Consider the following 14925-nt stretch of genomic DNA (forward strand, 5'->3'; position numbering starts at 1 on the left):
GTGGAGCGGTTCAGGGCCGGGTGGCGCCCCAGGAGAACCCTGCGAACGCCGGACGGCCCGTGGGGGCCTGCGGTGCCTCCACCTGGGGCGCGAGCGAGCAGACCAGGGCCTGCGGGCCGGCCGTCGACAGCCGGCGCGCGGCGTGGGCGGCCCGTTCGGCCAGTCCCTGTGCCGTGCCCGGTTCGTAGAGCGCGGAGTCGTACTGCAGAAGCAGTTTCAAGCCTCGTGAGCTGCGCGCGAACTGGAACGAAAGCTCGAACAGACCCTCGGCCAGCGGGATGGCGCCACCGGTGAGCCGGAGTGCGCCCGGGCCGGTGTCGATCTCGTCCCAAAGGGTCACCCACACGTCGAAGAACGGATTGCGGCCCGGGCTCCGCGGTGGGTCCAGGGTGCGCACCAGCTCGTTGAACGGCAGCCCGCCGTGGTCCATCGCGCCGACGGCCTGGTCCGCGAGGTCGTCGACCAGCGCGACGCACGGCGTTCCGCCCTGTACGGCGGTCCGCAGGACCACGGTGTTGACCATGCAGCCCACCGCGTCGCCCGGGCCGGGCCCGAGGGCGGGGCGGCGGCTGACGGCCGTGCCGAGGCTGATGTCGCCGGAGCCGGTCGCCTCGTGCAGCGTGGCGGCGACGGCTGCGGCGAGCACCGGGAACAGCCCCGTACGGCGACTGCGCGCGAGCTCCTCCAGCGCCTCGAGTTCGGCGGCGTCGAGGTGTACGGCCGTCACCGCGGTGGCCCGGCCGGCCGGGCCGGTGCGCGGATGGTCGACGGGCAGCGGGAGCGGAGCCGGCGGCGGGCTCAACCGACTCTGCCAGTAAGCGAGTTCGTCTCCTCCGGACGGCTCGTGCGCACCACGTCCGCACAGGCCCGGAGCCGGGTCCGGACCGGTCCCGGCCAGGGCCCGGGCGATGATCTCGAGCGAGGTCTGGTCGGAGACGATGTGGTGCAGGACGACCAGCAGTTGGTCCCGGCCGCCGGGGCGGCGCAGCAGCGCGGCCCGCACCAGCGGCCCGTGCGCGAGGTCGAACGGCGCGTGGGCCCACTCCTGTACGGCGGCGGCGCGGGCGGCCTCGTCGGGCAGGTCCAGGACCGCCAGGCGGGCGCGCTCGGACGCAGGGCCGGAAACCGGCTCCCCCCACTCCTCGCGGAAGACGGTGCGCAGCTGCGGCTCGAGCTCCTGGAGGCGGGCGAACGCGGCGCCCAGCGCCTCGGGATCGGCGGCGCCGTGGCACTCCAGCAGCATCGGCACGTGGTACGCGGTGCTCCCGCGCGCCCCCGTACCCCGGGTCCGGTCCTCCAGCCACAGCCACCGCTGAGCCGCGCTGACGCCCTGCGGCCCGTCGGCGCTCCCGGCCGGGGCCACCGCCGTTGCCTCGGCCCCGGCCGTCGGGGAGGCAGCGGCGCAGCGTGGCGCCAGCCGGTCGGCGAGGTCGGTGACGCTCGGGCATTCGAACACGTCGCGGACGCGGACCGGTACGGACAGCCGTTGCGCCGCCGCCGCAGCCAGGGAGGCGGCCTTGAGGCTGGTGCCGCCGAGCAGGAAGAAGTCGCCGCTGTCCGAGACCGGTTGGCCGAACGCCTCGGAGAACAGGGTCCGCAGCACGGTACGGACGGGCTCGGCGGGGTCGGCCGCCCCACCGGCATCCGCCGGTGCCACGAGCCCGGCCGAGGCGTCGGGAGCCGCAACCCCCGCAATACCCGCAACCCTCTCAGCATCCGCAACAACCGGGAGGCCCGTGGGAAGGGGCCGGGCAGAGAGGCTTCGCCGGTCTATCTTGCCGTTGGGAGTGCTCGGCAGACGGTCCAGCGGGATCACCGCCGCCGGAACCATGTAGTACGGCAGCCGCTCGGCCAGCCTGGCCCGCCAGTCGGCGGGCAGCGGCCCGTCGGTGACGACGTACCCGGCGAGCAGCGGCTGCGCCGTCCCCTCGGGCACGACCACGGCGGCGGCCGCGATGCCCGGCAGAGCGGTGAGCGCCACCTCCACCTCGCCGGGCTCGATGCGGAAACCGCGGATCTTCACCTGCCGGTCGGCGCGCCCGCGGAAGTCCAGGGTGCCGTCCGGGCGGTGGCGGGCCAGGTCGCCGGTGCGGTAGAGCCGGGCGCCGGAGCGCGGGTCGTCGGGGTCGGGTACGAAGCGTGCCGCGCCCGCGTCGGGCAGACCCAGGTAGCCCCGGCCCACACCGGCGCCGCCGATCCACAGCTCGCCCTCGACGCCGGGGCCGACCGGTGCGCCGGAGCCGTCGCGCACCGAGTAGCGCAGGTTGGCCATCGGGCGGCCGATGGTCGCCGGCTCCCCGGGGGCGCCGGGCAGGCAGCGGTGCCAGGACTGGAACACCGTGGCCTCGGTGGGCCCGTAGACGTAGATGAAGTCGCGGCCCGGGGCCCAGCGGTCCACCAGCGCCTGGCTGAAGGACTCGCCGCCGGTGACGACCGTCCGTACGCCCGGGAACGCGGCCGGGTCCAGCTGGGCCAGCAGCGCGGCGAGCAGGAACACGGTGTCGGCGCGCCGTTCGCGGACCAGCGCGGCCAGGGCCTCGGCGGAGGCGACGGGCTCGTCGAAGACGACGACGGCCGCCCCGGCCCACAGGGTCGCGAGGATCTCCCACACCGATACGTCGAAGGCGGGGCTGGCGAACTGGAGCACGCGCCGGCCCGGGGCGAGGCCGAACGGGACGGCGGCGGCCTCCAGCAGATTGATCAGGGAGTGCTGTTCGATGGCCACCCCCTTGGGGCGGCCGGTGGAGCCCGAGGTGTGGATGACGTACGCGAGGTCGGCCGGGCCCGGCTGCGGCCCGCCCGGCTCCGGCACGGCCGGGCCGACGGCGCCAGGCGCCTCGAGAAGGCCGCCCCCCGCCACACCCAGGGCGTCCAGGTCGACCTCCAGCACACCCGGGGCGGGGAACAGGTGGGCCAGCCGGGCCGTGGTCAGGGTGATCGGCGCGGGGGCGCTGTCGACGAGCTGGGCGAGCCGCTCGGCCGGGTGGTCCGGGTCCAGGGGTACGTACGCCGCTCCGGCGCGCAGCACCGCGAGGACGGCGACGACCAGCTCCGCGGAGCGGGGCAGGCAGACCCGGACCAGGACGCCCGGCCCCGCCCCGCGCTCGCGCAGCCGTACCGCGAGCGCCTCCGCGAGGCCGTGCAGTTCCCCGTGGGTGAGCTCCCGGTCGCGGGCCAGCACGGCGGGCCGGTCCGCGACCGGGCGGGCGCGCTCGGCGAGCAGGTGCGCCACCGGGCCCCGCGGGACGGGCACGGCCGTGTCGTTGAGTGCGGCCAGGGTCTGCTGCCAGGTGGTCACTGCTGCTCCTGCCGGTGCTCGTCGGGACGGTGAACCTGGGGGGCGGGGTTCCAGGACGGGTGGCGGCGCAGGAGGCCCACCACCTCGTCGAGCAGCCCCTCGGCGGTGGCCTCGGGGAACAGCGCCCGGTCGTAGACGAGTTCGAGCAGGACCCGGCCGTCGCGTTCGCTCGCGTAGATCCGCAGGTCGTCGGCGAGCGGGACCTGCGCGGGGGCCGCGGGCAGGAACTCGGGCCCGCCCTCCAGGCGTTCGGGCGTCTCCCAGCTCAGTCCGGCGTCGTAGACGAACCGGCGTCCGCGGGTGGGCCGCTCCGCGATCTCCATCACCGTGGTGTCGAAGGGGAAGCGCGCGTTGTCGTACGCCTCGGCCAGCCGGTCGCGCACCTGGATCAGCAGCTCGGCCGGGCCGTGGGCCTCACCGGGGGCGAGTCGCACCGGCAGGGGGTTGACGAAGCAGCCGACGGTCTCGGCGGTCTCCGCACGGTCGCGGGTGCCGGCCGGGCAGCCGATGATCACCTCGGCGCTGCCGGAACGGCGGTGCAGCACCAGCGCCCAGGCGGTGAGCAGTGCGCTGAACGGGGTGGCGCCCCCGCACGCGGCGGCAGCGTGCAGCACGGCGGCGGGCAGGTCGCGGCGGACCACTCCCGCACCCTGCGATCCGGCGCCCTCGCGGGGGCCGGCGTCCGGCAGGTCGAGGCGGGGCAGCGGCCCGGAGAGGGTACGGGTCCAGTACGCGCGCTGGCGGGCGGCCTCCGGGCCCTCCAGCCAGGCGGCCTCCTCGGCCACCCAGTCGCGGTACGGGCGGGCGGGGCGGCCGTCCCACGGTTCGCGTCCGGCGGCGAGGGCGTCGTACGCGGCCAGCAGGTCGCGGGCCACCACGGCGGCGCTGTCGCCGTCGTACACGATGTGGTGGGCGGTGATCACCAGGATGTCGCCGCCGGGGTGGCCGGTCAGCAGCCGCACTGCGAACAGCGGGCCGGCGGCGAGGGCGAACGGGGTGCCGTGGGCGGCGCGCACCGCCTCGGCGAGCGCCTCGTCGGTGCCCTCGATGCGCAGGACGGACAGCGGCGGCCCCTCGGGGAGGCGGTCCATGACGATCTGCCGGGGGGCGCCGTCGACGACGGCCACCCGGGTGCGCAGCGCCTCGTGCCGGTCGGCGAGGGCGGTGACGGCCGCCGCCAGCACGCCGGGGTCGAGCGTCCGGCCGGCCCGTACCGCGTCGCTGATGTTGAGGGCGACGGGGCTGGGGCCGGTCCGGGCGGCCATCAGGATCCGGCGCTGGGCGCGGGAGAGCGGCAGGACGGCGCCGTCGGGGGCGGGCCCGAGCAGGGGCACGGCCGCCGGGGCGGCCGGGGCGCCGAGCGGGATGCCGTCCGGCTGCCCGAGCACCGCCGCGAGGGCCCGTACGGTCTGCTGCCGGAAGACGGTGACGAGCGGCACCCGGACGCCGAACTCCTCCTGGAGGGCCGCGGCGAGGCGGGCGGCGGTCAGGCTGTGGCCGCCGAGGGAGAAGAGGTTGGCCCCGGGGTCGGTGACCGGGATCCCGAGCACGTCCGCCCAGATCTTGGCCACGCGCTCCTCGGTGGGGTTCAGGTCCGCGCACGCCGGCGGCTCCTCGCGGGGCGGGGCGGGCAGTGCGCGGCGGTCGAGCTTGCCGTTGGGGTTCAGCGGCAGCTCGTCGATCGCGACGTACGTACCGGGGACCATCGCGGCCGGGAGCAGCTCGGCGAGGTGGGCCCGCAGGGTGTGCGGGGCGGCCGCGCCCACCACGTAGGCGACGAGGCCGAGTTCGCCGCGCGCGTCGGGCACGGCGAGGACGGCGCAGCGCCGTACGTCCGGGTGCTCGGCGAGGACGGCGGCCACCTCGCCGGGCTCGACCCGCTGGCCGCGGATCTTGACCTGGTCGTCGATGCGGCCGAGGAAGAGCAGGTTGCCGTCGGGCCGGCGGGCGGCGCGGTCGCCGGTGCGGTACATGAGCCGGCCGGGGCGCAGCGGGTGCGGCACGAACCGGTCGGCGGTCAGCTCCGGGTTGCCGAGGTAGCCGCGGGCCAGGCCCGCGCCGGAGATGCACAGCTCGCCGGGGACGCCGACGGGGGCGAGGTCGCCGTGGGCGTCGACGACGTCGACCGTCTTGTTGGCGATGGGGTGGCCGATCAGGACGTCGGCGCCCGGGTCGGTGATCCGGTGGACGGTGGTCCACACGCTGTCCTCGGTGGGCCCGTACTCGTTGTAGAGGACGGTGTCGGGGAGCAGTTCGGCGTGCCGGGCGGCGAGCGCCTCGGGGAGCCTCTCGCCGACCAGGACGATCTGGCGGACGGAGCTGAGCCGGGGCGCGCAGCGCTCCAGCATCAGCTGGTAGAGGCTGGGGACCAGCATGATGTGGGTCACCGCGTTGCGGCCGATCTCCTCGGCCAGGTGCTCGACGTCGAGGAGGCGGTCCTTGCCGAGGACCACCACCCGGGTGCCGGCGACCAGCGCGGAGAAGATGTCGTTGACCCCGCTGTCGAAGTGCAGCGGCGGCACCTGGAGCACGGCCGCGTCCGGTGCGAACCCGTAGTAGCCGGCCCGGTAGTGGACGGTGTTGACGATGCCGCGGTGCTCGATCATGACGCCCTTGGGGCGGCCGGTGGAGCCCGAGGTGTAGATGACGTACGCGAGGTCGTGCGGGCCGGCCCGGTGCGCGGGCGGCAGCGCGGCCGGGGCGGCGCCGGGCTCCGCGGGGGCGCGCGGGTCGAGGACGGGCAGGCCGGTCAGGGCGGCGGTCTTGGCGTGGTATGGGCCGTCGGCGAGCACGGCGAGCGCGCCGCTGTCGGCGAGGGCGAACGCGAGCCGGTCGCCGGGCTGTTCGGGGTCCAGCGGGACGAAGGCGGCGCCGGTCTTCAGGACGGCGAGCGCGCTCACCACCATCCACTCGGTCCGCTCGGTGACCACGGCCACCAGCGCTCCGGGCCCGGCGGCGCAGGCCGCCCGCAGCCGGGCGGCGACCGCCTCGGCACGGGCGTCGAGCTCGGCGAAGCTGAGGACGGTGGTGCCGTGCACCACGGCGGGCCGGCCGGGGCCGGCGGCCGTCTGCTCCTCGACCAGGTCCAGGAGGGTCCGGTGCTCGGGGAAGGGGGCGGCGGTGTCGTTGGCCTCGTCGAGCAGGAAACGCCGTTCGGCGGCGGGCAGGACCGGGATCCCGGGCAGCGGGGCGTCGGGGCCGGCCAGCAGCCCGCCGAGCAGGTGGACCAGCCGCTCCCCCATGCGGCGTGCGCTGTCCCGGTCGAAGAGGTCGTCGGTGTAGCCGACCCACAGCTCTCCCGGCGCCCCGGCCCGGGCATCGAGGAAGCTGAACGCCAGGTCGAAGTCGCTGACCGGCTGTTCGAGGTCGAGGTGGCGCACGGCCGGACCGGCACCGCCGGCGGCGGCGCCGGGGGCGCCGTCGTCGAGGACGGCCTCGACGAGGACGTCGAAGACGGGGTTGCGGCTGGGGTCGCGGGGCAGCGCGAGGTCCTCGACGAGCTGCTCGAACGGGTACTCCTGGTGGGCCATGGCCTCCTGCGCGGTGGTGCGTACGGCGGCCAGCAGCTCGCGGAAGGAGCCGGCGGGGTCCACCGGGGTGCGCAGGACCACGGTGTTGGCGAACAGCCCGACCGTCTCGGCGGACCGCCGGTCGGGTCGGCCCGCGACCACGGTGCCCAGCAGTACGTCCGGCTGCGCGCACAGCCGCCACAGCAGGACGCGCAGCGCCGCGGTGAAGCCCATGAAGGGGGTGGCCGCGTTCGCGTGGCACAGCTCGGCCAGGGCGCGGGTGAGTTCCGGTTCGAGGGTGAGGCGTACGGTGCCGCCGGCGGCGCTGCGGGCGGCGGGGCGGCGCCGGTCGGCGGGCAGTTCCAGCGGTTCGGGCAGGCCGGCGAGGCGCTCCTGCCAGTACGCGCGGTGCTCCGCGCCCGCCGGGCCCGCGAGCCGGGTGGCGAGCCGGTCGGTGTGCTCGGTGTACGTGGGCGCCGGCTCCTGCGCGGCGGCCTGGCCGCTCAGATGGCGCACGAGGTCGCGCATCAGCAGGCCGAAGGACCAGCCGTCGCAGATCGCGTGGTGCACGGTGAACAGCAGTACGCCGCCCGTCGCCGGCCCGTTCCCGGAGCGGGGGTCGGGCAGCCAGGAGACCTTGGCCAGCGGGCCCTCGGCGAGGTCGAAGCGGTGGCGACACGCTCGGGCGAAGGCCTCGTCCACGGTGGTGTCCCGCTCGGTGGCGAGGACCGCGGAGGGCGGGTCGAGGACCACCTGGGTCAGGCCGTCGGGCGTCTGGCGCAGCACGGTCCGCAGGGATTCGTGCCGGGCCACCAGCGCGTCGACGCCGGCGGCGAGCCGGGCCTCGTCCACGGGGCCGTCGAGCCGGTAGGCCTCGACCATCGTGTACGGGGGGACGGGCGACTCGTCCAGCCGGTCCAGCAGCCACATCCGGCGCTGGGCGTTGGAGGCGGGGAAGGTGTTCCCGGACCGGGGTGCCCGCGCGGCGGGCGCGGCCGCGGCGGGCGCACCGGGGTCCCGGGGCAGGGCCCCGCGTTCGCGCAGTACGGCGGCCAGCGCCCCCGGGGTGCGCAGGTCGAGCACGTCGAGGACGCGCGCCGCGTCGGGGCGTCCGGTGCCCTCGCAGAGCGCGGCGACGAGCTGGACGGCGGCCAGGCTGTGGCCCTCGGCCGTGAAGAAGTCCTCGTCGGCGGAGTGCGGCGGGTGGCCCAGCACCTCGGCCCAGGCGTCGTGGACGAGCTGTTCCAGGGCGTCGGCGGGCTGCCATCCGGGGCCCTGCGCAGCGGTGGGGAGCGCGAGCAGCGCGGCCCGGTCCACCTTGCCGTGGACGGTGAGCGGCAGCGTCTCGAGCCGGTGCAGGCCGGCCGGGAGCATCGGGGAGGGCAGCTGCCCGCGCAGCCATGCGGCGAGGGCGGCGGGCGCGAGCGGGGCGCCCCCGGGCGCCTGCGGGCGGGCCACGTACCAGGCGTGCAGGGTCACGGTGGCGTCGGCGGCGGTGCGGGGCACGACCACGGCCTCGATCACCTCCGGGTGCCGGACCAGGGCCTGTTCGACCTCGCCGGTCTCCACCCGGGTGCCGAAGACCTGGACCTGGCCGTCGGCGCGGCCGAGGAACTCCAGTTCGCCGTCGGCGTTCCAGCGGCCCTGGTCCCCCGTACGGAAGACGCGGGCGTCCCCGGCGTGCGGGGAGCGCCCGAAGCGGGCGGCGGTGGCCTCGCTGTCCCCGCGGTAGCCGGGGGCGACGCCGGGTCCGGCCACGTGGATCTCGCCCGGGACGCCGGGCGGGGCGAGTTCACCGGAGGGGGTGACCACGAACACGCCGTAGCCGGGCGAGGGGCGGCCGACCGGCACCCGGTCGAGGCGCTGGGCGAGCGCGCCGTCCCGGATGAACATGGTGGCCTCGACGGTGGCCTCGCTGGGCCCGTACAGATTGGCGAAGGTGGCGATGCGCAGCCGCCCGGCCGTCCGCGGCAGCAGCCCGCGGGCGATGGTGTCGCCGCCCAGCAGCAGGTGGCGCAGCGGGAGTTCGCCGTCCTCGGGCAGGGCGCGCAGCAGGACGGAGAGGAGTCCGGGCACACAGTTGACGAGGTTGACCTCGCCGTCGCGCACCCGCTGCCACAGCGCGTGCGGATCGAGCCGGTCGGGGTCGCCGACGGCGACGAGGGTGCCGCCCGCGAAGAGCGTGGCGAAGATCTGGAAGGCGGTGGCGTCGGAGGTGATCGCGGAGAGCAGGGCGGTACGGGTCGCGGCGTCGATGCCGAGCGCGCTGACCTCGGTCAGCATCTTGTGGCACAGCTGGTCGTGGTACACGGCGACCGGGCGGGGCGTGCCGGTGGATCCGGAGGTGAACAGGACCATGGCCGCGGCCCCGGGCTCGGCGGCGTCGGGGGCGCCCGCGCCGGCCGGCGCCGCGGCGAGCAGGGAAGTCAGGCCCGCCACCGGGACGGGCAGCTCCTCGTCGGCGGGGCCGTACCCCTCGGCGCGCAGCACCAGGCGGGCGCCGCTCAGCCGGGCCAGCAGGGCCACGCGGGCTGCGGGGTGGCGGTGTTCGAGGGGGACGACGGCCGCGCCGGTGCGCAGGACGGCGAGGAAGGCGGTGACGAGGTCGGCGCCGCGCGGAGCCATGACGCAGACGGCGTCGCCGGGGCCGATGCCGTGCCGTGCGCTGAGCGCGGCGGCGGCCCGCTCCGCCTCGGCGGCGAGCTGCCGGTAGGTCAGGGTGCGGCCCTCGCCGGTGACGGCGACGGAGTCCGGGGTGCGCCGGGCGGACTCCTCGAACAGGGCGGTGAGGGTGGCGGCCTCGAAGGCCGCAGGGGTCGGCAGCCCGGCGAGGGCGAGGAGTTCGGCGCGCTGGGCGGCGCCGAGCACGTCCGCCTCGGCCGGGGTCCGGCGCGGGTCGGCGGCGAGTGCCTCGAGTACGGCGGCCACACAGCGGGGGAGGGCCGCGGTGAGGCCGGCGGTGCCCTGGGCGGTGACCGACAGTGCGCCGTCCGGGGCCGGTTCGGCGCGCAGGACCAGGGCGGCCCGCGGGGCCGGCGTGCGGTCCCCGTACAGGGCCGGGCAGACGACGGCGAGCTGCGCCAGGGCGGAGCCCGCGCCGGGGGTGACGGCGTCCAGCCGGGCGCCGAGCGCGTCCCGGTCCCGCCAGGGGCGGGCGGAGGCCTGCTCCAGCTCGGCGTGCAGGGCCTCCAGGAAGTCGGTGGCGGGCGCGGCGGGGTCCAGCGGGGCCAGCAGCGCGAACTCGGCCCCGCCGGACGGCGTGCCGAGGGCCGGTACGAGGACCGGCACCCGCCCCGGCGCACCGGACGCGGCGGACCCGGTGAGCCGGGCGAGGGCGATCCGGGCGGCGGCGACGGTGAGCAGCAGCAGGCCCTCGGGGGCGCCGCCGGTCATCGCGTGCAGGGCGGCGGCGGCTCCGGGTGCCACCCGGCCGGGCGCTGCGGCGACGGCGCCGGGCGCGCCCGCGGGCTCCAGCAGGGGTTCGCGGTGGGCGCCGTTCAGGCGCGGGAGCCAGAACTCGGCCTCCGCGGCCGACGCCTTAGGGTCGTCCCCATGGCCGAGCTCTCCGTCACCATCGTTGCGCAGCACCTCTACGTCCTCCCTGATCAGTTGTGGGTGCACCGCCTGCCGGCGGACGCACCCGTGCCCCCGTTGCCCGGCCGTCCGTGGTCCTCGGTCACCCGGGCGCGGGACGGGCTCACCGTGGTGTGCGCCGAGCGGCTGCCGGGCGCGTCCGGTGCGAGCGGTCCGTACCGCGGGCTGTACGGGGCCGGCGCACACGCCCTGGACCTGCCCGGCATGCTGGCGAGCGTGCTGGTGCCGCTGGCCGGCGCCGGGATCGGCGTGTTCGCCGCGTCGACGTTCGACGCCGACCTCGTACTCGTACCGGCCGGGGAGTACGAGCAGGCCCGGACCGCTCTGGAAGCGGCCGGGCACACGCTGTCGTCGGACTGACTCACACGCCGGCGGGAATCCGGGCCGGAACCAGGCCGAGGGCCGGGAACAGCTCCACGTCGCGGCCGTCCACGCCGCGCATCACCACGTCGATGGCGGTGCTCATCAGGTCGATGTGGAACTGCGTGAACGTGCCCAGGCCCAGGCCCAGGTGCACACCCGGGTGGCGCTCGTTGGCGAAGTGGTTGCCGGGGAGCAGCGGGGCGCAGCTGGCGTTGGTGCCGAAGCCCATCTCGTGCAGCTTGGCGTAGCGGTCGTCCTTCGCCAGCAGCTTCTCGAGGTTGGTGGCGAACTCGGCGCGTCCGGCGACGGCCGGGCGGACCGCGGTGATGCGGCCCTCGACCAGCGTGATGATCGCCGGCTGGTCCCTCATCCCGGAGAGGTCGCGGTAGACCTGATCCGTCTCGGCGAGGCTGGTCTCGTGACCGCCGCGGTGGACGATGGGCGCGCCCTGGAGGGTGATCTCGCCGTTCAGCGTGAAGTGGGTGTGGAGCTCGAACTCGCCCGAGGCGTTGACCAGCGAGCTGAGCTCACCGGTGGGCAGGACGACCTGCTGGCCGGGCAGGAGCGGGCCGTGCAGCGAGAACCAGTGCTCGGAGAGCTGGTGCTGGAAGACGGCCTCGGTGCCGAACTCGCGGCCGAGGAAGAGCATGTCGTCGGCCTGGTCGAGGAGGGTCAGGAACTCCTCCTCGATGCCGAGCTCGCGCTCGTAGTCGACGTCGGCGACGACGCGGATGTTGTTGCGCAGGCTCTCCTCGGAGAAGGGCACCGAGAAGCTGGAGAAGGCGCCCATGGCCATGCCCACGAGGTCTTCGTCGTCGAAGTGGACGAACTCGTCGTCGGCGATCCACAGGACGGAGGCACGGCGGCCGGAGGCGCGGATGGCGGCCATCTCGGCGATGAGGCCCGCGCGGGAGCCGGGGCCGGTCCAGGTGAACTCCTGTACCGGGACGGTGCTGGTCTCGACGGTGAGCGCGCTGCGCACCCCCGGCGACGTGACCAGGAGGAACACGTCTGCGAGGTCACCCCCGAACACCTTGCGGAACTGCTCCGGGTTGATCGGTACGAGCGGTGCGGTGCTCAAGGAGACCTCCTTGTAAAGGCGTGCCGGGGTGTGGGTGTCGTTCCCTGTAAAGGCGTGCCGGGGTGTGAGTGCCGTGCACTCACACCCCGGAACACGACTCGAATCAGCCCTCGAGGCGGTCGTACTTGCCGTACTTGCTGATGCGGGAGCTGATCGACGCCTTGTTCTCGGCCGCCGGCTTGATGGTGGTCTGAGCGGACTGCTGGTCCATCTTGTTCTGCGTCACGTCGACTCCTAGTCGTGATCTGGTGGAACTCCGGATCCGCAGGTTGCGGGGTTCCGGCGTGGTCGGGGCCGGTGCCGCTTGGGCCTCGGCCTTTCCCGAGAACAAGAACAACTCGCTCGACTACAGAACCGCTTGAGAGACGATCGAGGCGGCAAGCAGGCCGACGTGACGGGATGGAAGACTGATCGGGGCGCAGTGGCGCACGAGATCGTTGAGTGACATTCGAGTGGATCCTGAGAGGCTGCCGCAACCTCACGTCTCCTGAGGAAGGACGCCACCATGCAGACCATCGCACCGGCCCCCATCGCACCGGCCACCGCCTCACAGTCGCGGCCGGAGGTCCCGCGCATCGAACTCCTGCCCGACGAACGCCACAGCGTGGCCGCACTCGCCCACGAGTACGCGCGGGCCTCGGCCTCCCTGGACGCCCGGCGATCCCTCCAGCTCGCCGCCCTGATGGCCCATGAGCTGCCGCGCTCGCTGCGGCGGCTGCTGACCGAGTTCCGCCTGGCCGGCGCCCCGCACGCCGGCTTCCTGATCGGCGGCCTGCTCATCGACGAGAACGCGCTCGGCCCCACCCCGATGAGCTACCAGGAGCGCCCCGACCGCCCCGAGCTGCGGCACGCGGACGCGGTGCTGAGCCTGGTCGGCTCCCTGCTCGGGGAGCCCTTCTCGTTCAGCAGCCAGCAGCGCGGCCGGCTGCTCCTCGACCTGTTCCCGGTGCCCGGGCACGAGCTGGACCAGCTCGGCTCGGGATCGACCGCCATGCTCGACTGGCACACCGAGGACGCCTTCCACCCGCACCGCGCGGACTGGATGATCCTGCTGGGCCTGCGCAACCACGACGCCGTGCCCACGACCTTCGCGGCCATGGAGGACATCGAGCTCAGCGACGAGCACCGCACCGTCCTCTTCGAGAAGCGCTTCGCGATCCTTCCAGACCAGTCGCACACCAAGAGCTTCAACGTGGCCACCGGCGCCGCCGACGCGGCCGAAGCCGCCGGAGCCGACCAGTTCCGGCGCATCGACACCATGGCGAACCGGCCCGAGCCGATCGCCCTGCTGGAGGGCGACCCCGCGGCCCCGTGGCTGCGCGTGGACCCGCCGTTCATGCACACCAACCCCCTCGACCCGCAGGCCGCAGAGGCACAGGACGCACTGCTGACCGCGATCGAGGCGAAGCTGACCGACGTGGTGATCGGCCGCGGCGACCTGTTCGTCATCGACAACAAGCGTGCGGTGCACGGCCGCCGGCCGTTCACGCCCCGCTACGACGGCACCGACCGCTGGCTCAAGCGCATCAACCTCACGGCCGATCTGCGGCGCAGCGCCGGATCCCGGCGAGGCGACCACGGCCGGGCCGTGGTCTGACCCACTGCCGCAAGCGCTCACGCCGCGCGCGGACCGCCCGTTTTCCCTTGAAAGGATCCAAGGCCTTGGCCGCAGAACCCAATCTGATCCGACGCCACCGGCTGTTCCGCCGGTTCTGGCTGGCGCGCGCGGTCTCGCTCGTCGGCGACGGCGCCGCCATGGTGGCCCTCGTCCTGCTGGTCAGCCGCGGTGACCACGCCGGAACCGGTGTGTCACTGATCCTCCTGGCCGAGTCCGTGCCCCGGTTCTTCGGACCGCTCGCCGGGGCGCTCGCGGACCGGATGGGCGTGCGGCGCCTGCTGATCGTCGCCGAGCTCGTCCAGGCCCTGGTCTTCGGGATCGTCGTACTGGCACGGCCGGGACTCGCCGTCCTGGTGCCGCTGGTCGCGGTGGCCGCCGCGGCCTCCACCGTCTTCTCCGCGGCCGGCCGCACGGTGGTGCCGCGCCTGGTCGACGAGAAGGACCTGATGCCCGCCAACGCGTGGATGGGCACCGCCTTCAACCTCCAGGCCGCGCTCGGCCCGGTCCTCGGCGGCGTGTTCTCCGCCTGGGGCGGCGAGTACGGCGCGCTGGCCGTCAACGCGGGCAGCTTCGTGGTCTCCGCGCTGCTGCTGACCCGCATCCCGGCGCTCGAGCCGCTGCGCACCGGCCAGCGGCGGACCCTGCTGGGCGACACCGTCGAGGGGCTGAAGTTCGTACGGAACCACCGGGTGTCCCGGGCCATCGTGCTGCTGCTCCTGCTCGGCCTGTTCTTCGGCTCGCTCGACAACCTGGCGCTGGTCTTCCTCGCCGAGCACACCCTGGACGCCGGCGACACCGGATACGGCATCCTGTCCGCGTCGTTCGGCGTCGCCATGGTCGCCGCCTCGCTGTGGCTGGTCCGCGCCGCCGAGAGCCGCTCGCCCGTGTGGGTGCTGCTGGCGGGCTGGTTCTTCACCGGCCTGGGCCTGCTGCTGACCGCCGCCGCGCCGGTACTGCTCGCCGCGATCGCCATGCAGCTGATCGCGGGCCTGGGCAACGGTGTGGCCAACGTCGGCGAGGAGACGCTGCTGCAGAAGGCCGTGCCCGCCGAGGTGCTGGGCCGGGTGGGCGGCACGCTGTCCTCCGCCGCCTTCTTCGGCAGCACGGCCGGCTACCTGGCCGGCAGCCTGCTCAGCCCCGACAGCCACGCCCGGCTTGTCTTCGTGATCGCCGGCGGCGGCATCTTCCTGGCCCTCGCCCTGTGCGGCCCCGCACTCCTCTCGGCCCGCACAACGCTCACGGCATCCCCGCCCGAAGCCGAGGAGCAGAAGCCCGCCGACCCCGTCGCGCAGCCGGAAGCCGTGGCCTGACACCGCGGCGCTGAACCTGCGGCGCTTCACGCACTGCCGGATCGTCCGGCCGGGGGGGGGGGGGGGGAGGGGGGGGGGGGGGGGGGGGGTAGGGGGGGGGGGGGGGGGGGGGGGGGGGGGGGGGGTGGGGGGGGTGTGGGGGGGGGGGGGGC

At 75.4% G+C, this 14925-nt stretch carries 7 protein-coding genes; 3 read left to right on the plus strand and 4 right to left on the minus strand.

Features of this window, described 5'->3' with window-relative positions:
• Window positions 1-10: 10 nt before the first annotated feature.
• Both ACZ49B_RS33520 and ACZ49B_RS33525 read right to left on the minus strand, forming a co-directional pair.
• Entirely contained in the window at window positions 11-3298 is a 3288-nt protein-coding gene (locus ACZ49B_RS33520) for an amino acid adenylation domain-containing protein (RefSeq protein ID WP_468313467.1), read from the minus strand.
• Window positions 3295-10395 (minus strand): amino acid adenylation domain-containing protein, encoded by a 7101-nt coding sequence (locus tag ACZ49B_RS33525; RefSeq protein WP_468313470.1) that lies wholly within the window; start codon window positions 10393-10395, stop codon window positions 3295-3297. The genes ACZ49B_RS33520 and ACZ49B_RS33525 overlap by 4 nt, the downstream gene beginning before the upstream one ends.
• On the opposite strand from ACZ49B_RS33525, the gene ACZ49B_RS33530 reads away from it, so the two are divergent.
• Window positions 10360-10761, plus strand: a complete 402-nt coding sequence (locus tag ACZ49B_RS33530) for an ACT domain-containing protein (protein ID WP_468313473.1) — start codon at window positions 10360-10362, stop codon at window positions 10759-10761. The two genes, ACZ49B_RS33525 and ACZ49B_RS33530, sit on opposite strands and share 36 nt — an antisense overlap.
• A gap of 1 nt (window position 10762) precedes the next feature.
• Here ACZ49B_RS33530 and ACZ49B_RS33535 read toward each other — a convergent pair whose 3' ends face one another.
• Together ACZ49B_RS33535 and ACZ49B_RS33540 are read right to left on the minus strand one after the other, a co-directional pair.
• Complete coding sequence (locus ACZ49B_RS33535; protein WP_468313475.1) at window positions 10763-11845, minus strand: hypothetical protein; 1083 nt, start codon at window positions 11843-11845, stop codon at window positions 10763-10765.
• A gap of 103 nt (window positions 11846-11948) precedes the next feature.
• Window positions 11949-12071 carry a hypothetical protein gene (locus ACZ49B_RS33540; protein ID WP_468313478.1) on the minus strand — a complete coding sequence of 41 codons (123 nt, stop codon included), beginning with the start codon at window positions 12069-12071 and terminating at the stop codon, window positions 11949-11951.
• Between the two features lie 279 nt (window positions 12072-12350).
• Here ACZ49B_RS33540 and gntD point away from each other — a divergent pair, with 279 nt between their 5' ends.
• Both gntD and ACZ49B_RS33550 read left to right on the plus strand, forming a co-directional pair.
• Window positions 12351-13442: a guanitoxin biosynthesis L-enduracididine beta-hydroxylase GntD gene (gene gntD / locus ACZ49B_RS33545; protein WP_468313480.1), complete on the plus strand. Its 1092-nt coding sequence runs from the start codon at window positions 12351-12353 to the stop codon at window positions 13440-13442.
• 65 nt (window positions 13443-13507) lie between these two features.
• A complete protein-coding gene (locus ACZ49B_RS33550) occupies window positions 13508-14773 on the plus strand; it encodes an MFS transporter (protein ID WP_468313483.1) in 1266 nt (421 codons plus the stop codon).
• The last annotated feature ends 152 nt before the right edge of the window (window positions 14774-14925 follow it).

This window comes from Streptomyces sp. NPDC031132, from assembly GCF_055570595.1.